This window comes from Butyricicoccus porcorum (assembly GCF_051246315.1).
In the GTDB taxonomy this organism is placed as follows: domain Bacteria; phylum Bacillota; class Clostridia; order Oscillospirales; family Butyricicoccaceae; genus Butyricicoccus_A; species Butyricicoccus_A porcorum.
In genome coordinates this window covers 2,083,026-2,105,053 of sequence record NZ_CP178353.1, presented here as the reverse complement: position 1 = coordinate 2,105,053, position 22,028 = coordinate 2,083,026, and the positions used below count along the sequence as shown (strand labels likewise).

Annotated in this window: 15 protein-coding genes; 3 read left to right on the top strand and 12 right to left on the bottom strand. The window is 52.0% G+C overall.

From position 1 onward, the window contains the following. Nucleotides 1–108 precede the first annotated feature (108 nt). Nucleotides 109–1,131 carry a tyrosine recombinase XerC gene (locus ACLM7Z_RS10360; RefSeq protein ID WP_087021648.1) on the top strand — a complete coding sequence of 341 codons (1,023 nt, stop codon included), beginning with the start codon at nt 109–111 and terminating at the stop codon, nt 1,129–1,131. 135 nt (nt 1,132–1,266) lie between these two features. Here the strand turns inward: ACLM7Z_RS10360 and uvrA are convergent, their stop codons facing one another. The 5 genes from uvrA to ACLM7Z_RS10335 form a co-directional block, all read right to left on the bottom strand. Next, a complete protein-coding gene (uvrA, locus tag ACLM7Z_RS10355; RefSeq protein WP_273349442.1) occupies nt 1,267–4,086 on the bottom strand; it encodes an excinuclease ABC subunit UvrA in 2,820 nt (939 codons plus the stop codon). A gap of 172 nt (nt 4,087–4,258) precedes the next feature. After that, a complete protein-coding gene (uvrB, locus tag ACLM7Z_RS10350) occupies nt 4,259–6,223 on the bottom strand; it encodes an excinuclease ABC subunit UvrB (RefSeq protein ID WP_273349444.1) in 1,965 nt (654 codons plus the stop codon). A gap of 75 nt (nt 6,224–6,298) precedes the next feature. Continuing rightward, nucleotides 6,299–6,979 (bottom strand): RadC family protein, encoded by a 681-nt coding sequence (locus tag ACLM7Z_RS10345; RefSeq protein ID WP_273349446.1) that lies wholly within the window; start codon nt 6,977–6,979, stop codon nt 6,299–6,301. Between the two features lie 51 nt (nt 6,980–7,030). Then, entirely contained in the window at nt 7,031–8,380 is a 1,350-nt protein-coding gene (locus tag ACLM7Z_RS10340) for a PLP-dependent aminotransferase family protein (RefSeq protein ID WP_165761165.1), read from the bottom strand. Continuing rightward, on the bottom strand, nt 8,373–8,996 hold the full coding sequence (locus tag ACLM7Z_RS10335; RefSeq protein ID WP_087021663.1) for a GNAT family N-acetyltransferase: 624 nt from the start codon (nt 8,994–8,996) through the stop codon (nt 8,373–8,375). The genes ACLM7Z_RS10340 and ACLM7Z_RS10335 overlap by 8 nt, the downstream gene beginning before the upstream one ends. Nucleotides 8,997–9,389: 393 nt before the next feature. On the opposite strand from ACLM7Z_RS10335, the gene ACLM7Z_RS10330 reads away from it, so the two are divergent. Then, nucleotides 9,390–11,051 carry a Na+/H+ antiporter NhaC family protein gene (locus tag ACLM7Z_RS10330; RefSeq protein ID WP_087021668.1) on the top strand — a complete coding sequence of 554 codons (1,662 nt, stop codon included), beginning with the start codon at nt 9,390–9,392 and terminating at the stop codon, nt 11,049–11,051. An 81-nt stretch (nt 11,052–11,132) separates the two neighbouring features. Here ACLM7Z_RS10330 and ACLM7Z_RS10325 read toward each other — a convergent pair whose 3' ends face one another. Then, nucleotides 11,133–12,629 carry a DUF1846 domain-containing protein gene (locus ACLM7Z_RS10325; RefSeq protein ID WP_087021671.1) on the bottom strand — a complete coding sequence of 499 codons (1,497 nt, stop codon included), beginning with the start codon at nt 12,627–12,629 and terminating at the stop codon, nt 11,133–11,135. Between the two features lie 253 nt (nt 12,630–12,882). Here ACLM7Z_RS10325 and ACLM7Z_RS10320 point away from each other — a divergent pair, with 253 nt between their 5' ends. Then, nucleotides 12,883–13,752, top strand: a complete 870-nt coding sequence (locus tag ACLM7Z_RS10320; RefSeq protein ID WP_435644990.1) for an alpha/beta hydrolase — start codon at nt 12,883–12,885, stop codon at nt 13,750–13,752. 149 nt (nt 13,753–13,901) lie between these two features. On the opposite strand, the gene ACLM7Z_RS10315 is transcribed toward ACLM7Z_RS10320, so the two are convergent. From ACLM7Z_RS10315 to ACLM7Z_RS10290, 6 genes are all read right to left on the bottom strand, one after another. Then, nucleotides 13,902–14,942 (bottom strand): sugar ABC transporter substrate-binding protein, encoded by a 1,041-nt coding sequence (locus ACLM7Z_RS10315; protein ID WP_435644989.1) that lies wholly within the window; start codon nt 14,940–14,942, stop codon nt 13,902–13,904. Between the two features lie 337 nt (nt 14,943–15,279). Next, nucleotides 15,280–16,215: a sugar phosphate isomerase/epimerase gene (locus tag ACLM7Z_RS10310; protein ID WP_273349588.1), complete on the bottom strand. Its 936-nt coding sequence runs from the start codon at nt 16,213–16,215 to the stop codon at nt 15,280–15,282. Nucleotides 16,216–16,277: 62 nt separating this feature from the next. Beyond that, nucleotides 16,278–17,276 (bottom strand): sugar phosphate isomerase/epimerase family protein, encoded by a 999-nt coding sequence (locus tag ACLM7Z_RS10305; protein ID WP_242969869.1) that lies wholly within the window; start codon nt 17,274–17,276, stop codon nt 16,278–16,280. Nucleotides 17,277–17,369: 93 nt separating this feature from the next. Next, a complete protein-coding gene (locus tag ACLM7Z_RS10300; protein WP_087021683.1) occupies nt 17,370–18,527 on the bottom strand; it encodes a Gfo/Idh/MocA family protein in 1,158 nt (385 codons plus the stop codon). A gap of 409 nt (nt 18,528–18,936) precedes the next feature. Beyond that, nucleotides 18,937–20,616 carry a solute:sodium symporter family transporter gene (locus ACLM7Z_RS10295; RefSeq protein ID WP_435644988.1) on the bottom strand — a complete coding sequence of 560 codons (1,680 nt, stop codon included), beginning with the start codon at nt 20,614–20,616 and terminating at the stop codon, nt 18,937–18,939. 332 nt (nt 20,617–20,948) lie between these two features. Further along, nucleotides 20,949–21,890: an AraC family transcriptional regulator gene (locus tag ACLM7Z_RS10290; protein ID WP_435644987.1), complete on the bottom strand. Its 942-nt coding sequence runs from the start codon at nt 21,888–21,890 to the stop codon at nt 20,949–20,951. Nucleotides 21,891–22,028 lie beyond the last annotated feature (138 nt).

The window sequence follows — 22,028 nt, the reverse complement described above, 5'->3', positions numbered from 1 at the left end:
CGAAATATGCCGATAAACCGGTTAGCTGTCACTTCCCTATCCATACACTTGATTTTCCCCTATCGCATGATATAAAATGTCATGAGAGAATGGAGCGTGAACACATTTATGAAAACTGACAAGCAGTCGCCTCAGATTTTAAATGATTTTCTGGCGTACCTTTATACTGTAAAAGGAAAATCACAAAAGACTGCACACGAGTACTATCTGGATCTGCGCATGTTTTTCCGATTTATCAAGCAACAGCGCGGTCTGGCTGATGATATCCCGTTCGACGAAATTCCGATCACAGATATTGATATTGAATTCATACGAACAATCACTCTTTCAGATGCGTATGCGTTTCTGATGTATACTGCACAGGATCGTCTGAAACACAACAATTCCGACCACAGCGATGTCGGACTGTTGTCCACCTCCCGTGCACGCAAAGTCTCTGCTCTTCGTTCTTTTTTCAAATACCTCACCGACAAGGCACATTTGTTGTCACACAATCCCATTCAGAACCTCGAGTATCCGTCTGTGCGGCGGTCCCTTCCGAAATACCTGACCGTTGACGAGAGCATTGCTCTGCTTGAATCGGTCGATGGCCCCTATAAAGAGCGCGATTACTGTATCCTGATGTTGTTCCTCAACTGCGGTCTGCGTGTATCCGAGCTGTGCGGGTTGAATGTGTCTGATATCAAAGAAAATCAGATCCGTGTGCTCGGCAAGGGAAACAAAGAACGCATGCTGTACCTGAACGAAGCCTGCGTAGACGCCATCAACGCCTATCTCCCCCACCGGGTTGAGCCAAACAAGGATTCCGATTCCGCAGGTGCGCTGTTTGTCAGCCGACAAAAAAACCGGATACGCAAGACAACCGTGGAGCACCTGGTCAAGAAATACATCGCACAAGCCGGACTTGATCCGTCCAAATTCTCCGCGCATAAGCTGCGCCATACCGCTGCAACACTGATGTACAAAAACGGTGTAGATATCCGAACTTTACAGGATGTTTTGGGACACGAAAATGTCAATACTACGATGATTTATACCCATATTAACGATGCAAACATGAAGGACGCTGCTAGTAAAAACCCTCTCTCCAGTTATAAACATAAAAAAAAATCGTCAGAAGACGATGAATAACCGCTCAGATATAACAAAAGGTGCCACATATGCGGCACCTGAGCCTGTCGAAGAACCCGGCTGCGCATTAAGCGAGAGCCGGGTTCTTCGACAGGCTGAGCGGAGCAAGTGCTTGCTCCGCTGTAATCACATCCGTTATTTCAAATACTTCGCAAGATACTGTCCGGTATATGACGTCTCACAACGCACAATTTCTTCCGGCGTACCGGTGCAGACGATTGTGCCGCCGCCATCACCGCCCTCCGGGCCAAGATCAATGATATGGTCAGCAACCTTGATGACATCGAGATTGTGTTCAATGACAATTACCGTGTTGCCTGCATCGACCAGCTTTTGCAGCACATCGACCAGGCGGTGTACATCCGCGACATGCAGGCCCGTCGTCGGCTCATCGAGAATATACATCGTGCGTCCAGTGGCGCGCTTGGAAAGCTCAGTCGCTAGCTTGACACGCTGGCTTTCACCGCCGGATAACGTGGTTGACGACTGTCCGAGCTTGACATATCCCAGACCAACGTCCTGAAGTGTCAGCAATCGGCGGTAAATCTTCGGCACATTTTCAAAGAAAACCACCGCTTCGTCTACTGTCATATCAAGCACATCTGCGATGCTCTTTCCCTTGTAGCGCACCTCCAGGGTCTCCTTATTATAGCGTTTTCCCTTGCACACCTCACACGGAACATACAGATCGGGCAGGAAATGCATTTCAATTTTCAGCAGGCCGTCGCCGGTGCATGCCTCACAGCGTCCGCCTTTTACGTTGAACGAAAATCGTCCCGGCCCATAGCCGCGCATTTTCGCATCCTGTGTCTGTGCAAACAGCGCGCGGATGTCATTGAACAGTCCGGTATACGTGGCCGGATTGGAGCGCGGCGTACGTCCAATGGGGGACTGGTCAATATCAATCACCTTATCCAGATGTTCCATGCCGATAACTTCACCAAACGAGCCCGGCCGGGTTTTCGCGCCATTGAGATCAGCTGCCAGCTTTTTATACAGGATCTCGTTGACGAATGAAGATTTGCCGCTTCCCGACACACCGGTAACGCAGGTCAGCTCGCCGAGCGGGATCGTAAACGTCTGATTTTTCAGATTGTTGACGCAGCAATCTGTAAAGGTGATAAACTTTCCATTCCCTGTTCTTCGCGTATCTGGCACGTCAATTTTGCGTTTTCCGCTCAAATACTGTCCGGTTATGGATTCTTCGCATTTCAACAATCCGTCAATATCACCCGAGTAGACAATATTGCCGCCGCCGGTTCCCGCTGCGGGCCCTACGTCAATGATATGATCTGCCGCATACATGGTATCTTCATCGTGTTCAACGACAATCAGCGTATTGCCGAGATCGCGCAAACGTTTGAGCGTGGCAAGCAGTTTATCGTTGTCGCGCTGGTGCAGGCCGATGGACGGCTCGTCGAGAATATACAGCACTCCCATCAGGTATGAGCCGATCTGGGTTGCAAGGCGGATGCGCTGGCTCTCGCCGCCGGACAGCGTGGCAGAGGCGCGCGCAAGTGTCAGATAATTCAGGCCGACGTTGTTGAGAAAGCCGAGGCGCTCGCGCGCTTCCTTCAGAATGCGTTCCGCAATGCGCATCTGCTGTTCGGTCAGCGTCAGGTGGTCGAGAAAGTCCAGCTCCTGCGAGACAGACTTTTCACAGAATTCCATGATATTCAATCCGCCGACCGTAACGGCAAGAATTTCCTTTTTCAGACGGCGTCCGGCACAATCCGGGCACGGAATCTCACTCATGCTGTCTTCAATTTCCGCGCGCGCCCATTCAGAATTGGTCTCACGGTGGCGACGCTCCAGATTGCGGATGACACCTTCAAATGGCTGCTCCATTTTTTTGCCGGAATAATGCGCCGTGCGCAGCAGCAGTTTTTCCTCGCCGGTTCCGTACAAAATGGCATGTACCGCCTCTGCACTCATCTTTTCAATCGGCGTATCCAGTGTAAAGTGGTATCGCTTGCCAAGGGCATCATAATACATCTTTGCAATCGTTCCGTCGTCACAATTCGTCCATCCGCTCGCTTGAATCGCGCCTTTGCGAATAGAGAGCTTTTTGTTCGGAATGATGCGGTCAGGGTCGATTTTCAGCTGTACACCGAGACCGGTGCAGGTCGGGCAGGCACCATACGGATTGTTAAACGAAAACATGCGCGGTGTCAACTCTTCAATGGAAATCCCGCAGTCATCACATGCATAGTTCTGCGAGAATGAGAGGGTTTCGCCGCCGACGATATCCGCCAGCACCAACCCACCCGCCAGCGCAGATGCCGTTTCGACTGAGTCATTCATGCGGCTGCGTATCTCCGGCTTGATGACAAGGCGGTCAACCACAATTTCAATGCTATGCTTCTTGTTTTTCTCCAGTTTGATCTCTTCAGACAAATCGTATAGATTGCCGTCGACACGCGCACGTACATAACCGCTCTTGCGGGCATCGGCAAGCACCTTGACATGCTCGCCTTTCCGCTGACGTACAACAGGCGCGAGAATCTGCACCTTGGTGCGCTCGGGGAGCGCCATAAGCTGGTCAACAATCTGGTCGATGGTCTGCTGCTTGATTTCCTTTCCGCACTTCGGACAGTGTGGTGTGCCGACACGTGCCCACAGCAGGCGCAAATAGTCATAGATTTCTGTAACCGTGCCAACCGTGGAACGCGGATTACGGCTCGTGGTCTTCTGATCGATGGAAATCGCCGGCGACAGACCTTCAATAAAATCCACATCCGGCTTGTCCATCTGGCCGAGAAACTGACGCGCATAGGATGACAGCGATTCGACATAACGTCGCTGTCCCTCCGCATAGATGGTATCAAAAGCCAGCGAGGACTTTCCGCTGCCGGACAGTCCGGTCAGAACAACCAGCTTATCGCGCGGAATCCACACCTCCACATTTTTGAGGTTGTGCTCGCGGGCTCCTTTTACATGTATATATTCCTGCATTTCTTTGCCTACTCCCAATTCTTTCCGATTAGGCGCTATCTGAAAACCAAGAAAATGACGAATATTTCGCAAAGGCGAGACTGGTTCAAGGCAACAGCACGCTGGAACCCTTTCGGATTTCAGGTGTTTTTAACAAAGAAGCAGTCCGTATTTTCAACTTTTCAGATACGCCCTAGTCCTGCTCCAGTGCGCGAATCTGATCGCGCAGTTCAGCTGCCAGCTCAAATTCCAGCATCTTGGCGGCCTCCTTCATTTCCCTGCGCAGCACAGCAATTTTTTGCAGCCGCTGGGTCTTGTTCAGCTTGTTCTGGCTGAGCACGGCGCCGACCTCCGTCGCTGGAGCGGAAATCTCAATGACATCATGCACCTGTTTGACAATCGTCTTGGGCACAATGCCGTGTTCCTGATTGAACTGCTGCTGAATGGTGCGGCGGCGTTCTGTCTCACGAATGGCATTCGCCATGGACGGCGTAATGGTATCTGCATACAAAATAACTTCGCCGTTGGCGTTTCGCGCCGCGCGGCCAATGGTCTGCACCAGAGAGGTCTCTGAACGCAGAAAGCCCTCTTTATCCGCATCCAAAATCGCAACAAGCGATACCTCTGGCAGGTCAAGGCCTTCGCGCAGCAGGTTAATGCCGACCAGTACATCGAACAGACCCAGGCGCAGGTCGCGGATCAGCTCCATGCGCTCAATGGTTTTGACATCGTGGTGCAGATAGCGCACACGAATGCCCGCATTTTCCAGATATGCGGTCAAATCCTCCGCCATTTTCTTTGTCAGTGTGGTGACCAGCACGCGCTCCTTCTGCGCGGCGCGGGTGTTGATCTCCCCGATCAGATCATCAATTTGTCCTTCAATCGGGCGGACATCGATCTTCGGATCGAGCAGTCCGGTCGGGCGGATCAGCTGCTCGACAATCTGGCTGGAACGGCTCTTCTCAAAATCCGACGGTGTCGCGCTGACGTAAATGACCTGATGGATACGCGACTGAAATTCTTCAAAATTGAGCGGACGGTTGTCCAGCGCAGACGGCAAGCGGAATCCGTTGTCAATCAGGCTCTTTTTGCGGGCATAGTCGCCGTGGTACATCGCACGCACCTGCGGCAGCGTGACATGCGATTCGTCGATAATCATCAAAAAATCCTTCGGGAAATAGTCCAACAGCGTAAACGGCGCTGAACCCGGCGCGCGCCCGGAAATCACACGCGAATAGTTCTCAATACCGCTGCAAAACCCGATTTCCTGCATCATTTCCATATCATAGCGTGTGCGCTGTCCGATGCGCTGTGCTTCGACCAGCTTGCCGTTGTCCTCGAACCATTTGACGCGCTCATTCATTTCACGCTCAATTTCCTTCAGCGCAGCCTCCATTTTCTCCTTGGAGGCGACATAATGTGACGCCGGATAAATCGCGGCGTGCTGTACATCGCGCATGCGTGCGCCCGTCAGTGGATTGACCTCACTGATGCGGTCGATCTCGTCGCCGAAAAACTCTACGCGATAAGCAAACGAATCGGTATATACCGGCCAGATTTCCACTGTATCGCCGCGTACCCGGAACCGATTGCGTTCAAACGCGATGTCATTGCGCTCATACTGGATTTCAGTCAGGCGTCGGGTCAGCGTATCGCGCGGAATCTCCATACCGGGGCGCAGCGAGATGACCATATTTTTATAGTCAATCGGATCGCCGAGGGAGTAGATGCACGAGACCGACGCGACGATAATGACATCTTCCCGTTCAAACAGCGATGAGGTAGCAGAATGACGCAGGCGTTCGATCTCCTCGTTAATGGCGGAATCCTTCTCAATATAGGTATCCGTCGAGGCAATATACGCCTCCGGCTGGTAGTAATCATAGTAGGATACAAAGAATTCTACCGCGTTGTTGGGAAAAAATTCGCGCAGCTCCGAGCACAGCTGTGCCGCCAGTGTTTTATTATGTGCCAGCACCAGCGTTGGCTTCTGCACTGCCTGAATGATATTGGCCATGGTGAAGGTCTTGCCTGAACCGGTGACACCGAGCAGTGTCTGCTCCTCAAAGCCCAGTTTTACCCCCTGTGCCAGCTTTTCAATGGCCTGCGGCTGATCGCCGGCAGGCTGATATTCCGATACAATTTCAAATTTCGGCATGTACACGCGCCTCCTGTGTGCTCTATTATAATGCAGGCTCTGTCCGAATGCAAGAACAAATGTTCGATTTTCGATTCAGTACGTGATATCCTGGCTGCTGGAAAGAGAAATCCAGTGGTTTTCTGTGACGATAATATGATCGGCCAGATGAACCTCGACCTGCTGAAGCAGCGCCCGCAGGCGGGCGGTCTCGTTGATATCGGCGCGGGATGGCAGACATTCCCCGCGGGGATGGTTGTGCGCAAGCACGACATTGGCGGCGTTGTACTTCAAAACTGCCTTTAACAGCTCGCGATCGCTGATTTTTACGGCGCAGGCACTTCCCTGCCCGATTTCACAAATGCGGATCAGGCGACAGTTGTTGTCGAGCAGGACGGCAATGGCCGCTTCTCTGGGCTTGTCGGCATAATAGCTCATGAGCAGCTCGGACAGCTTTTCCGTATTGTTGTACTGTTTGCCCTTCAGCTTGGCCATCTGATAACGCTTGAACAGCGGCGGCATCAGATGAAGCAGTGCAGCGACAGACGCCCCTGCCCCCTCTACCTTTTGAATATCGACAGGTGACGCCTCCAGCACGCCTGCCAGTGAGCCGAACTCCTCAATCAAACGGTGTGCCAGCGGATTGACATCCCCACGCGGAATGGCATAGAACAGCAGAAGCTCCAGTATTTCATGATCGGCAAAATTGTCCAATCCATGTTCCAGAAACCGTTTGCGCATGCGTGCGCGATGATTCTGATGTATTTCTCCTGCCATGATAACAGCTCCTCTCTGCGTATGGAATCTCTGTCCGCTCTGTAAACACCATCAAATCCAAACTGTGCGCAGCTGCGCAATCGCCGGTTCGATATCCTCCTCGGAAATACCTGCGCTGGACAGGTAAAATACTGCGGCATGCATGCGCTGCCGCCCGAGCTGATACGAAGACATCGGCACAATGCGGACGCCGACCTGTCTGGCCTGTTCGCACATTTCCTCCGCATTCCCATGCCCCGCCAGCGAAACAATGACATGTAAGCCGGTGTCATTCGGTCGCACTGCGGCGCGCGCACCGAAATGCTCGGCAAAGGCTTCGGCAATGCGCGCATTTTTGTGTGCATAAATGCGGCGCAGGCGGCGCACCTGCTTTTCCAGCCGTCCCTGTTCGATAAATCGCGCCATGGTCAGCTGTTCCATGGTGCTCGATGTCTGATTGTAATGCTGAGCCACGGCACGGTACAGCGGCAGCAGCCGGGGCGGAAGCACTGCATAGCTGATGCGGATGGACGGCGGCAGCAGCTTGGAAAATGCGCCCAGATAAATAACATTGCCGCCCGAATCCAGCGCAGAAAGCGTTGCGAGCGGCTTTCCTGTATAGCGCAACTCGCCGTCATAATCATCCTCGAAGATGACGGCGCTGTTCTGCTGTGCCCATCGCAGCAGCTGCACCCGTTTCTGATGGGTCAGACTCGCACCGGAAGGAAACGAATGTGATGGAGAAATATACAGCATATTTGCCTCTGACTGCCGCAGCTCGCCCAAGTCAATGCCGGATGCGCCGCCGCGGATAAACACAGTATCATAGCCATGGTCGGCAAACACACGAAAACCTTTTCGGAAACCGGGATCTTCAAACGCAATGCGCTGGCAGCTCTTGTCAAACATTTCGCACAGAATACCGAGCAAACTCTGGATGCCCGCGCTGATGACGACATGCTCCGCTGTCGTATACACACCGCGCCCGGCGGACAGATACCGCGCAATCTGCTCACGCAGCGCGCGTTCTCCCTGATTTTCACCGTAGCCGAGAAACGGGTCGCTGTCCATCATGACCGAACGCGACAGCTTGCGCCAGATATCGAAGTCAAACAGCTCCGGGTCCATGCGGTGACCAGAAAAGTCATACCGGCACTGCTCCGGCTGCGGCTCCGGCTCAATGTCCTGGCAGACAGGCGGGCGATGTGGAATATCGTTGACATAATATCCGCTCTGCGGAATGCAGTTGACAATGCCATCCGCACACAGGTGTTCATAGGCAGTTTCCACCGTCGTGCGGCTGACCGCAGAATCGTGCGTCATCTGCCGGATAGATGGCAGCCGTGTCCCGGGTGCGAGCCGCCCGGCCTCAATTTCGTCCCGAATCTGGTGATACAGCCGGAGGTAAAGCGGTTCACTCATGAGGCTGCTCCCCTCGCGGTTCATGCACCAGCTCCGCCGCATGCGCAAGTACCTCGCGGCAGAATGCGCTGTCCCGAATTTCCGGATATGGGATTGTGGGCTGCGGTGCACCATCATGGTGCCGCAGCGATTTCCCCATCCAGATGACGTCCCGCCATTGTCCGAATTTATACATGCTGTTGTGATAAGCTCCCATGCGCTCAAACCCCATTGACATATGAAACGCCATGCTGCGCGGGTTGGGGCAGGTGATACCGACATAGATGCTGTAATAGCCCTGATATGCCAGGATTTCAAACAGCGCAGTGTACAGTGCGGACGCAATGCCGCGGCGATGGCATCCCATGCGCGTATAAATCGAGGTCTCGCATGACCACTGATACGCAGCACGCTTGCGGTGCGGAGATGCATAGCCATAGCCGACGATCTGTCCGTCCATTTCACAGCACAGCCACGGCGTCTTCGCTGTATACGTGCGAATGCGGCCGAGAAACTCTTCCAGACTCGGCGGCTCGTATTCACTTGTCACCGTTGTATGAATGACATACGGTGCGTACAATCCCAGCATTTCCCCGGCATCTGCCTCTGTCGCGGGACGGATAATGATTTGATTCAATACCGAAACTTCCTTACTTCCAGAAATAGTATCGCATCAAATGGCATTTTTGATGCGCATTTGTTCCCGCCATGCGGGAGAATACACAAATGTAATACACATTTAGTATATCATAGCAGAATCCGGTTGTGAATATCAACGGATGAGAATTTGTCACGGGCGATACAGGTGTTGCAATGATGCGTGACACCTGCAAAGACTGCAACTGTTAAAAGTTTGTTTCATCTTGACCGATCCTGTCGAACCGTGCTATAGTATATAGATACAGAGGTGTACCGATCTGTCTCCATAATACATGGAGCAATGCCTGATCGTATTGGAAAGCATGGGTGCTTTTTGTGCTCATGCTTTGTTCTTTTTCAGGCAGCTTTGAATTTTGAGAGAGGAGAACATATGAAAAAGAAAAACATCCTGTTTCTGGTTGTTGCCGTCGGAATTGCAGCACTGCTGATTGGCTTTACCATCAATACCCCCGGCACCATCGACCCAGAGAACTATGTTCCGGCAGTCTATTCCACGCCGGGTGCGCTGTTGCCGCCGATCATCGCAATTGCACTGGCACTGATTACCAAGGAGGTCTATTCCTCCCTGTTTGTCGGCATTGTCGCAGGTGCCCTGCTGTATGCCAACGGCAATCTGGAGCTGATGCTCAACACCATGCTCTTCAATGAAGACGGCGGCATGATCTACAAACTGGCTGACAGTTGGAATGTCGGTATTCTGGTGTTCCTGGTTATCCTGGGAATTATGGTCGCGCTGATGAATCTGGTAGGCGGCTCTGCGGCCTTTGGCCAATGGGCTTCCACCCATATCAAAACCCGTGTCGGCGCACAGCTTGCCACAATGGTTCTTGGCGTACTGATCTTTGTCGATGATTATTTTAACTGCCTGACTGTTGGTTCTGTCATGCGCCCGGTCACTGACCGCTATCAGGTCTCCCGTGCGAAGCTGGCGTATCTCATTGATGCCACGGCCGCACCTGTGTGCATCATCGCGCCGGTTTCCAGCTGGGCTGCCGCTGTCACCTCTTCTGTACCGGAAGGCTCCGACATCAACGGCTTTTCCATGTTCCTGCACACAATTCCGTACAATTTCTATGCACTGGCAACTCTGCTCATGGTCGTAATCGTCATCGTTTCCAAGCTGGATTACGGCCCGATGTACCTGCACGAGAAAAATGCATTAAACGGAGACCTCTTTACCACAGAATCCCGGCCTTATGGCAACGCCGACGAGGAACCCACCAATCCAAAGGGCAAGGTCTTCGATCTGGTTTTCCCGATTGCTGTCCTGATCGCCAGCTGTATTGTCGGCATGATCTACACCGGCGGATTCTTCTCGGGCGAGAGCTTTGTAAACGCATTTGCAAATGCGGATGCCTCTATGGGTCTGGTTCTCGGCAGCATGGTCACATTGATTATTACATTCTGCTTCTACATGGTTCGCGGCGTGATGACCTTCCAGGAATTTACCAGCTGTATCCCCGAAGGCTTTAAAGCGATGGTAGCGCCCATCCTGATTCTGACCATGGCATGGACGCTGTCCGGCATGACCGGTCTGTTGGGTGCAAAGTACTATGTACACGACCTGGTGTCCGCTTCTGCCGGTGCTCTGAACATGTTCCTGCCGGCAATTATCTTCGTCGTTGCGCTGTTTCTGGCGTTCTCCACCGGTACAAGCTGGGGAACCTTTGCAATTCTGATCCCGATTGTGTGCAACGTCTTTGGCAACGGAGACACCTATGAGATGCTGGTTATCTCCATTGCAGCCTGCCTCTCCGGCGCTGTATGCGGTGACCACTGCTCCCCGATTTCCGACACCACCATCATGGCCTCAGCCGGTGCGCACTGCGATCATGTCAACCATGTGTCAACCCAGTTGCCGTATGTCATGACGGCTGCCGCGGTCTCCTTCGTTGGCTACATCATCGCGGGCATTCTGGGCTACTATTCAGAGGACTCTCTGGCTCTGGCTGCGACTCCCATCACATTGGTGCTCATGATTGCTGTTCTGTTCCTGATGCGTAAAATTCATACCAAAGACGCGGCTGAGTAACACAAAGTTACCTCTCAAGCATATAAAAAGGACGATCACTGGCGCTGTCAGTGTCGTCCTTTTTCTGTTCACAGCTTATTCTTACCGCTTGTGATACTTTCTGTCTTCCTGCTCGTATTTCGGCTCGCAGGTCAGCAGAATGCCCAGCTTTTTAAACACCTGCTCATCCACCGAGGAAAGCAGAACGGTCGAATGTGCCTGACACCCCCGCAGCTTCGGCAGCTGCTCCATCGCCAGTCTGGCAACAGGGTTGTGCGCCGCTGAGGAAGAGAGTGCAATCAAGATTTCATCCGTATGCAGTCTTGGGTTGCGGCTGCCGAGATAGTCGGTTTTCAAGCGCTGAATCGGCTCAATTGCATCAGGAGAAACCAGCTTTTTGCCGTGGTCAATGCCTGCCAGCTTCTTGAGTGCATTGAGCAGTGCCGCAGCAGATGCGCCGAGCAGGTCACTTGTGCGTCCTGTGACAATGGTACCATCCTCCAACTCAATGGCTGCCGCAGGCTGTCCATTTGTCTCCGCTTCCTTTTTCAGTGCCGCATCGACGACAAAACGATCCTTGATGCTGACACCAGCCTGTTTCATCAGCAGCTCCAGCTTAAAGCGGTCGTCGCGGGAGGCGCCGTTTTTCTTGTGCTCACACAGGCAGTTGTAATACCTGCGTATAATTTCCTGTCTGGACGCCCAGCGACAGGCATCGTCATCAATGATACATTTTCCCGCCATGTTGACGCCCATATCGGTGGGCGAGCGATACGGGCTTTTGCCTGAAATCAGCTCAAACATGGCATTGACCACCGGGAAAATTTCAATATCACGATTGTAATTAACCGTTGTGACACCGTATGCTTCCAGATGGAACGGGTCAATCATATTGACATCGTTCAGGTCAGCTGTCGCCGCTTCATAGGCCAGATTGACCGGGTGCTTGAGCGGGATATTCCAGATCGGGAATGTCTCAAATTTTGCATAACCGGCCTGAATGCCGCGCTTGTGTTCATGGTACAGCTGGGAAAGGCAGGTTGCCATCTTGCCGCTGCCCGGGCCAGGTGCCGTAATGACGACCAGCGGGCGTTCGGTCTCGATGTACTCATTCTTCCCATAGCCCTCATCGCTGACAATTCGATTTACATCGCCGGGATAGCCCGGAATTTTATAGTGGCGGTAAGAGCGAATCCCCATGCTCTCGAGCCGCTTCTGGAACAGCTCGGCGGAAGCCTGTCCCGCAAACTTGGTCAGGCAGACGCTTCCCACAAAAAGTCCGGCTTCCTGAAACACATCAATCAGCCGCAGTACGTCGAGATCATAGGTAATCCCATAATCGCCTCGCACCTTGTTTTCCTCAATATCTTCCGCACTGATGACAATGACAATTTCCGCCTGATCCTTCAATTGCAGCAGCATTTGCAGCTTGGAATCCGGCTGGAAGCCGGGCAGAACGCGCGATGCATGGTAGTCGTCGAACAGCTTGCCGCCGAATTCCAGATACAGCTTGTTTCCAAACTGTGCAATTCTGTCCCGGATATGCTGGGACTGTAGCTTCAGATATTTTTCGTTATCAAATCCGATCGTAACGAGAATCTCCTCCCCTTATTATCCGTGTTTTCTGTTTGTGTGCGTTTTCATCCGCCGGGCAGCTCTGCCGGGCGCTTCCAAAAATAGAATCAAGATCAGTATACCACAAAAGTCGGGGAGATTCACGCCTTCCTGCTTATTTTTCACCCGAAGCAGCAAAATTTTCCCATTTCACATCCTTTGTACCAAACAGTCCATTCTGTCGCTTGCCGCACGCCGCTTTACATGCTAAACTGAAACAAAAAGGAGCGTGATATGCATGCACTGTGAGCGAATTCCATTTCCGGGAAAGCCAAAGGTTTTTCTCGACTGTTATCTGTTGGACTCCGGCCTGCGCCTCGGGCAGGATACGGCTCGTCCCGCTGTCATGATCTGTCCGGGCGGCGGTTATGTATACCTGTCCCCGCGCGAAGCGGAACCAGTTGCCATGGCCTATGCTGCCAGAGGAATTCACGCCTTTGTTTTGAACTATTCCCTCGGCTGGGATACCGCAGGCTTTGCCCCGCTCACAGAACTGGACTGGGCAATTGCGCTCCTGCGCAGTCATGCCGCCGAATGGCACATTGATCCGCAAAAAATCTTCACCTGTGGTTTTTCCGCGGGCGGGCATCTTGCGCTTGCCGGCGGCCTGCTTGGGCAGGAACGCCCAAACGGCGTGATCCTGGGCTATCCTGCAATCGATTTCAGCAGTTCTGAAAGCGCCTTGATCCGCACCCTGTTCGATGAACAGGATGACAATGCCCCCTGGATCAGCCTCCAGACACAGGTTACACCGGATTCTCCGCCGGTCTTCCTGTTTACAACATGGGACGATGCCATGACGCGCCGCATGTCGCTGGAACTCGCCATGGCCTATGAACGCTGCAACGTGCCGATGGAATGCCATATCTTCGGCAGAGGGCCTCACGGCTACAGTCTGGCCAATGCAGCCAGTGCGGACGGTTCCAGTCAGGTTGTCAGCCCGCATGTCGAGAAATGGCTGGAACTGAGCGTCGAATGGCTGTTCTCCGTCTTCGGGGAGCCTGAAATGCGCGATTATTCCACCAGCCATATCATGGATGCAATACGGGAACTGGGCATTGCGCTGCCGGATGACTCAGACGCGCGGCAGACGCTAGACAACGCATAAATATTGATACGCATAGCAAAGCGGAAACCAGACCATTGTCGAAACCGTGATAGCTGTCTACGAGCAGAAAACTGCCGCCCGGCGAAAAACTCAGCTGGGCGGCAGTCTCATTTATTCTTTTTCGATCCTCTACCAAGGAACCATTCGGCTTACATATAATCCGCTACGTTGTCCTTGTTTACCGGCTCAAACGGGATCCAAACGATGGAATCACTGTAGGATTCGCCGCTTTCATCCTTGACAAACTGCGTGTTCTCATTCGCGGGCTTTCCGTTAATCAGATTGATCGCCGCTTCAACAGCGCCAACACCCTGACCCTCCGGATTCTGGAAGACAGTCATCAGCATCTTGCCCTCCTGAACCATCTGCGCACCATCCTTGGTGCAATCGACACCGACGATCGGGATAGTAGACGGATCAACATTCGCCGCTTCACAGGCCTCAACAGCACCGCATGCCATCGAGTCGTTGTTGGAAATGATGCAGTCAAACTCCTGACCCGAAGTCAGAACCGGGCTGATCTTGTCGATTGCCTTTGCACGGTCATATTCCGCCGCCAGCTCAACAACCGGCGTTGCGGTAATACCATTCTCCTTCAGGCCGTCCAGAACACCGGCACAACGCTTGATCTGCGAGACCTGTCCGAGTGTACCCTGAAGCAGAACATACTTAATCTCAGTCTTGCCCTGTGCCTTAAAGTACTCGGCCAGTGCATCCGCCTGATACTTACCGGCATCGGTTTCATTGGAACCGACAAATGCAACATTTTCTGCATCCAGCACGTGATAATCCGAAGGACCACGGTTGACGAATACCAGCGGCATGCCGTCTGCTGCATCTACAACCGACTGTGCAGCGTCGGAATCGACCGGATTGACAATGCAGGCCGAATCTCCACCGTTCTTTGCGGTTTCAACGAACTGAATCTGCTTCTGCGCATCGTTCTGCGCGTCCTGCGCTACGATCTTGTAGCCTCTTTCCTCACCAGCTTTGGTAGCGGCCGATTCAAGGGTAGACAGGAAGTCATCGCGCTGTGCCATAATCAGGGTCATATTTCCCGTGCTGCCGGAGCCGCCGTTCGATGCCGCGGAACCGTTGTCTGCTGTTTCTGCGCTGCCGCCGCAGCCTGCCAGACACCCTACCGTCATCACACCTGCTGCAAGCAGTGCCAGAAGCCGTTTATTTTTCATTTGTGTTACCTCCATATTTCTCTCGGTGTCATTGTTCTAAAATAACATATTTTCAAAACAAATACAGATAACCTCCTGAACGCAATGCAGCCTCCCATCGCTGCATTGCGTTCGATTATCGTCCGGGCAAAAAAGAACTGTCGAGCGCAGTTTCATTTCCGCAATTGCAAATAAAAAAGGAAGAGAGTAAAAAGGAACTGAAAATGATCTATGCTACATGCCACATGCAAGGCAAATAGCCAATATTGATTTTATTTCCTCTCCTGCCTCATGCAGGAAGCATGAGACGGGAGGAAGAAAACGAATATAACGAATATTTTGAACGGGTACTGTGTGATTAGCGTGCGAAGAATCCATAGGATTCCGGTTCCGGCTCAGTGATGCTCGGTACATTGACCAGATTATCTTCAATCATCTTGCGCGTATACGCACCATCTTCAATGGCTCTCTCCGGGAAGCCCAACGGGTTGAAGGTCGCAATGGTATCATCCTGCTCATTAAAGCCCATCTCGCGCAGCGTCTTGAAGATACGGTCAAAATCGACGTCGCCTTCGCCCAGATGGCCGATGTGCGCATGGCAGCGGACGGAGCCGTTTGCATACAGCGGAGACGGGTTGACGTTGTAGCGGAACAGCTTGGTATAATCGTAGGTATCTGCAAACAGGACATGCTTCAGATGCTTCCGGGTGTACTTCAGGTTCTTCTCAATGTCGCCCTTACCGCCGTCATAGTGGAAGGTATGCGGGATGGAATACAGATAAGCCAGTGCCGGGCTGTCATAGTAACGGATAATGTCATAGGCATCGTTGTTGTGCTCATAGAAATCGTCCGGATGTGCCTGAACGTCCAGACGCATGCCCTTGCTCTCGAGCAGCGGTACCAGTACATCCAGCGAACGCATCAGCTTTGCTTCGCGCAGCTCCGGGTTGTCGCGTCCAGGGCCAAGCTCGGTGTTGAATACCTTGACGTCCAGAATTTCTGCGATTTCAATCATTCGTTTCCAGCAGTCAATGGCATATTCGCGGACAAATTCATCCGGATCAGCCCAGCGGAAGCCAGTGGTCAGAGATGCAATCTTCAGTCCTGCATCGGCAATCGCCTTCTTATGCCACTTAACCTCATCGTTCGTTGCCTTCGGGCGCTTCCAGAAGCCCGGGAAATCCGCGTTGTACGGATTGATGTACTCATATCCGGCTCTCGCTACAGTGTCGTACTGCTCCTCGTAGGTCATTCCGGTTTCCCAGAACGCGCTTCCGTCAAATGCGATTTTCATGGTTTTTCCTCCTCAAATCAGAATTCACATTATATTCTCATATCGGTTGTCGTTGCTGTGTATCAGGAAAGCATAGTTTCCTTCAGGAACTTCGCAGACTTCTGGATTGCAACCAGATTGTTCGGCATCGACGGGTCTTCTACCTCGATGCAAACCGGACCATGGTAATCGCCCATTGCCAGCGTTGCGAAGAATTCCTTCCACCACAGGTGGTCGTGGCCATAGCCGACAGCGACATAATTCCAGACGCGGTCAACCGCCGGGCCGTTGTATGCGCCAAGCTCGAAGCACTCCAGACCCTTGATGTGGTCATTCAGGCGGGTGTCCTTGCCATGTACGTGATAGATTGCCTTCTCTTCACACAGCTTGCGTGCAATCATCATCGGGTCGCCGCCCATAAAGAACAGATGGCTCGGGTCGAGGTTCAGTCCGATAATATCGCCGACTGCGTTTCTCAGATGCATCAGTGTGCTGACATTGAATACCATGTTCATCGGGTGGTTTTCCAGCGCAATGGTCTTGACGCCGCATTTCTTAGCCAGATCGGCAGCCTTGCTCCAGAAATCGATCGTGACATCCCACTGGTATTTCAGTACATCCATCATTTCCGGCGGGTATGTGTGCAGTACCCAGTTCAGGGTTTCATCATTCGGGCTGCCTGCCGGAAGGCCGGACTGTGAAACGACATGCTCAACACCCAGCAGTTCTGCCAGTCGGAATGTGTTCATGACATCCGGCGCATGGCTTGCCCACCGCTCACCCGGGCCGATTGCGTTTGCAGAGCAGTTCAATGCTGCAATTTTCAGGCCGCGGCTCTCGATGGCATTTAAATACTCTTTGCGTGCCTCTGCACTGTGCAGCAGCTTCTCCATGTCCAGATGCGGTGCGCAGGAATAGCCGCCGGTACCGAGCTCCAGCACCTCGATGCCCATCTCACAGGCTGTGTCGAGTACCTGTTCAAACGGCATGTCCGGCAGGCCGTCGGTAAACAGGCCAAGTTTCATCGGGTTCGGGTTAAACGATGCAACCGGCATATCAAAATCTTTCGGATTGATGCTCATAAGAATTCTCCTTGACTCCTCTATTTGGCTCTCTCCGTCAACGCAGTCCGCGTTGACGGAGGAATTTTCTTGCTTGTTGATATACTTGGAATGTTAAAAATCAATCCATGCGCCGCCCTGATCGCCGGACTGTGCGCATTTCTCGACCCACTTGACACCCAGAACGCCTGCATGGATGTCCGGATACCAGAAGTCGATTTCTTCGCCCTTCTCGTTTTTATCGATTGCTTTTGCGAAACGGGTATACAGATTGCTCCAGGACTCGAACAGACCTTCCGGATGTCCGCCGCCGATGCGGTCATCTGCGACAGCTTCCGGATACAGATAGCCTGCGCCGCGCTGCATGACACTCTGCGGCTTGCCCTGTACTTCATATGCCAGCTGATTCGGATGCTCAACATCCCATGCAATCGAAGCCTTTTCACCGACGATACGGAAGCGTGCACCGAACTCAGAACCCGCGTTGACACAGCTCGACCAGATGTAACCGACAGCGCCGTTGTCATATTCCATAATGGTCATCGCATTGTCCTCCAACTGGCGGCCCTCTACGAACGACTGCTTGGAGCACATCAGGCGCTTGATGTTCATATCCGGCATCATTGCCTCAGACAGGTAAACCATATGGGTGCCGACATCGCCGAGGACGTAAGCCGGACCTGCCTTCTTCGGATCAACGCGCCATGCGGTCGAACCGGACTTCTTTTCAACTGCTACGTTGTGTGCGCCGTGTGCAAACTGCATGTTTACGATGCGGATTTTGCCGAGGTCGCCGCGTGCAATCATCTGACGCGCCTGCTCAATCATCTGATGGCCGCAGTAGCCATAAGAGATGAACATAACCTTGCCGGTCTTTTTTACCAGAGCTTCCAGTTCCTCTGCCTCTTCCGTCGTGAAGCACAGCGGCTTCTCACAGTAAACATGCAGACCGGCCTCCAGCGCAGCCTTTGCGATTTCAAAATGTGTGAAATTCGGGGTGGCAATCGAAACAGCCTGGACGCCGTCCGGACGCTTTGCTTCTTCCTCAATCAGGGTCTTGTAATCCGGATAGCAGCGATCCGGATCGACATGGCAGTTGATACCGAAGTCCTTGCCGCGCTCCGGGTCGACGTCGAACGCACCCGCAACCAGTTCAAAGTTTGCATCGCGCAGTGCTGCGGAGCGATGGATATAACCGATCTGGCTTCCTCTGCCGCCGCCAATCATTGCCCAGCGAATCGGCTGATCTACAATTTTTTCACCGTTAATCATGATAAATTCTCCTATCTTAAATATTTTATTGTGTCGCTGTAGGTGTTTTTCCTTTGTTGAGTCTATTATATTCAGAATGCCGTGCAACATCGAGAACAGAAAAATTCAATTTTAGCACGAAATAACGATATTCCTTTCTTTCGGCAATCTGCTGTTATTTCCACGAATTATTTATGCACTCTGCTATTGATACCATATTTACCCGTGTTTTTATGTGTATTTTATACAATTCCTATTTTTGAACTGTCTGATATAGCACGAATTTCGTTTGAGTTCTCCAGATATCACTCAAAATAGCACAAAAAGCTGCCACCAGATCGGAGCGTCTGATGGCAGCTTTTCTTTTGGGCGGAGAGGGAGAGTATATCATCTCCGCCGCTATGGAGAAGTTGTAATGATATAAGCGCAGTTATGCTGCAATGCCAATCGGCGAGAAGAAGATATACAACGCGATGGCAAGCACGATACCGGCAAGGCAGACAATGTGGCGGTATTTCCACGGCGTCATGTCAACGGTTCCGGTTGCAGGCGGATTCCACTCTTCTTTCTTGCTCGTATGATTCAAAATTGCATAGAATGCAACCTCAAGGACAAACAGGACAGCCATTGCATACAGGTAATGGATCGGCTCTCCATTGGTCGGATAGGTCGGGGCGACAATCAGGAAGATCGCATAAACTACAAGATGGAATACAGTGACAACCTTCGGTGTCCAGTTGGGTACACGCTTGAAGAAGACGGCACCCATGATGGTGGTCAGAATCGGCAGCCCGAGGAACTGCATCATGGAGTTCAGGAAGGTAGTAATACCATTTGCATAAGCAACAAACGGGGAAATTGCAATCGAGACGACTGCGACCAGCGTGCCAAAGCGCTTGGCGATTTTGACATAATACACCTCCGGCTGATCCGGCTTGACAACCGCCTTGACGATATCCAGAGCGAACATGGTGGACGCAGAGTTCAGTACCGAGTTAAACGAGGACAGGATCGCACCGAACAGGACAGCAGCGAAAAATCCCAGAATCGGCTTCGGGATCACCGCAGCGATCAATGCCGGATATGCGACGTCGATGGCATTGCTGCCTGCCGCTGCAATCGTGTCCTGAATGGACGGCAGGAAGTATGCGATAACGCCCGGCAGAACCAAATAGAAGAAACCGATGGACTTCAGGAATCCACAGTAAATCGCTCCCTTCTGGCCTTCTGCCAGAGACTCAGCTGCCAGTGTACGCTGTACGAACGACTGATGGGTGCACCATGCAAACAGGTTATAGAAGAACATGCCGGTGAAGATCAGCGGCCACGGGAGAGCCGGCTGCGACGCATCCCAGGATGCCCAGGCATTCAGCTTGGCCGGTTCGGTATGAACCATATACATAAATCCATCGATAATACCGCTTCCGCCGGTCTCTTTGGCCAGCATGGCCAGTCCGAGGAACGGAACCAACAGACCGCCAATCAGCAGGCCAATGCCGTTGATGGTGTCGGATACGGCAACTGCCTTCAGACCTCCGAAAATTGCATAGCAGGCACCGATGACACCAATGATAACGCAGAGGATAGCAACCGATGCAAACCGGCTGATGTTGAGCGCACCGGAAAAGTCGAAGATTCTCTCAAAGGCTACTGCACCGGAATACAGGATAACCGGCAGATTCAGAATGGAGTACATAATAACGGTAAGTACCGAGAAAATCAACCGGGTGGTTCGATCAAATCGGGCCTCCATCAGCTCCGGCATGGTCGTAACGCCGTATTTCAGATACGTCGGCAGGAAAAAGTATGCCAGTGCGAACAGCGTGAACAGAGAACCGACCTCGAATGCCATCGGGCTCATATTGGTCGCCCATCCCTGGCCATTGGTGCCGACCAGCTGTTCTGCTGACAGGTTGGTTAACAACAGTGATCCGGCAATGACCAAACCCGGAAGGCCGCGTCCTGCAAGGAAGTAGCCGTCATTGGTATCCAGCTGATCTCCGCGTGTTTTGACTGCTGAAATAACGGCAACCAAAGCGGTGAAAAACAGGAAGGTAATGACACCCAGATCATGGAATTGAAAAAGCTCATGGTATCTCTCCTTTTTCATCAGTATATCGCATGCCCTGTATGGCACAGGCACGCGAATGATATTGCAAAGCGCATGCATTCGGCCGGTTCGTTTGCTTTGTGAGTTTATTATATTCATTTTGTTTTGTAACATCGAGAACAGAATATCTTAAATTTAGCACAAATTTCAGATCCTCGCCTTTTTTGTCAAAACGACGTTTTTACAGCAATTATTTTGTATATATTGCTAAAATCAACCGCATCTCCGCCCATCTATTCGGATTTCGCACAAAACCATGCTGATATTATGAATCCTAGCACAAAAAACCTGCCGAGAGGTTTTTTCCTCCCGGCAGGTTACATTCGATGGGGTTACATTTTGCTCGGCGCGCAGCCCATGATCTTTTTGAACAGCCGCGAAAAATAGTTGAGGTCATAGATGCCGACGCGTTCCGCCGCTTCGCGGATCGGCATGTTATCCCTCTGTATGTACTCACAGGCACGGACAATGCGCAGGCGGTTGACATAGGTGATCGGAGAAAATCCCGTGATGTCCTTGAAGATCTTTCGGAAATAGTTGGGGCTGAAGGAATACTCCCGTGCGATTTCATTGAAATCCAACGTTTCGTCCAGATGCTCTTCAATCAGCATCAGAACATCTGCCACAGCTTTCTGGTTGGACTTCGAGCACACCGCATACATCTGGTTCTGACGTCCCATCGCCTTCGTCAGCTCCAGCAGGAAAACCTCCAGATATTTCTGTTTCATCAGCAGACTGATGTGCTCCGTGGATTCCTGTACGTCGACGCCATGCTGCAAAACCGACTTGACAAATGGGATCTCCATCGGGTTCAGATGCACAACTCCCTGTTTGCTGCTGTTCAGCTCATAGCCAATGCGCAGTTGTCCATGATGGTAGTATGTCTCCCGTTCGGTCAGAAGTGTCTTTTCCTCGCAGGAATTTGCGTCTTCTTCCAATCCGGTGTCCTCTGCAAATGCCTCATACCCCCGCAATGCGTGTACCACACGTTCATCCAGCGATTCCAGCAGAAACTGACAGTTGTAAATTAACGTCTGCCCACTCAGGGAAAAGCCATGTACGCGGTGCGCCGCGACAATCACGACATCACCCTGTATCAATAACGTCTCTGTGCTGTTGTACATATGTCGGCATGAACCCTGTCCGACGAATAAAAGCTCATAATATTCATGCCGGTGCATATCGACAGAACGGGAGTCTGTCCAGCGCTCGAATGAAATATTGGAGCCGTCTCTGGAATACATGTCGAAATACGGATATACGCTTTTATCCATTGTCTTTCCATCCATTTCGGTTCTATGATCCGATGGTCTATACATCTTTTTTCTATTATAGCGTGGTTTTCATTGTATCATCGAGAACAAAACATTCCGCTTTTAGCACAGAATTATGATATTTGCATATTTTTTTAC

What these genes read in the sequence shown, in the direction of transcription:
- ACLM7Z_RS10320 (WP_435644990.1), top strand. Translation starts at nt 12,883, where the DNA reads ATGCACTGTGAGCGAATTCCATTTCCGGGAAAGCCAAAGGTTTTTCTC.
- ACLM7Z_RS10340 (WP_165761165.1), bottom strand. Translation starts at nt 8,380, where the DNA reads ATGAGTGAACCGCTTTACCTCCGGCTGTATCACCAGATTCGGGACGAA.
- ACLM7Z_RS10300 (WP_087021683.1), bottom strand. Translation starts at nt 18,527, where the DNA reads ATGATTAACGGTGAAAAAATTGTAGATCAGCCGATTCGCTGGGCAATG.
- ACLM7Z_RS10360 (WP_087021648.1), top strand. Translation starts at nt 109, where the DNA reads ATGAAAACTGACAAGCAGTCGCCTCAGATTTTAAATGATTTTCTGGCG.
- uvrB (WP_273349444.1), bottom strand. Translation starts at nt 6,223, where the DNA reads ATGCCGAAATTTGAAATTGTATCGGAATATCAGCCTGCCGGCGATCAG.
- ACLM7Z_RS10310 (WP_273349588.1), bottom strand. Translation starts at nt 16,215, where the DNA reads ATGAAAATCGCATTTGACGGAAGCGCGTTCTGGGAAACCGGAATGACC.
- ACLM7Z_RS10290 (WP_435644987.1), bottom strand. Translation starts at nt 21,890, where the DNA reads ATGGATAAAAGCGTATATCCGTATTTCGACATGTATTCCAGAGACGGC.
- ACLM7Z_RS10315 (WP_435644989.1), bottom strand. Translation starts at nt 14,942, where the DNA reads ATGAAAAATAAACGGCTTCTGGCACTGCTTGCAGCAGGTGTGATGACG.
- ACLM7Z_RS10305 (WP_242969869.1), bottom strand. Translation starts at nt 17,276, where the DNA reads ATGAGCATCAATCCGAAAGATTTTGATATGCCGGTTGCATCGTTTAAC.
- ACLM7Z_RS10330 (WP_087021668.1), top strand. Translation starts at nt 9,390, where the DNA reads ATGAAAAAGAAAAACATCCTGTTTCTGGTTGTTGCCGTCGGAATTGCA.
- ACLM7Z_RS10345 (WP_273349446.1), bottom strand. Translation starts at nt 6,979, where the DNA reads ATGGCAGGAGAAATACATCAGAATCATCGCGCACGCATGCGCAAACGG.
- ACLM7Z_RS10295 (WP_435644988.1), bottom strand. Translation starts at nt 20,616, where the DNA reads ATGAAAAAGGAGAGATACCATGAGCTTTTTCAATTCCATGATCTGGGT.
- uvrA (WP_273349442.1), bottom strand. Translation starts at nt 4,086, where the DNA reads ATGCAGGAATATATACATGTAAAAGGAGCCCGCGAGCACAACCTCAAA.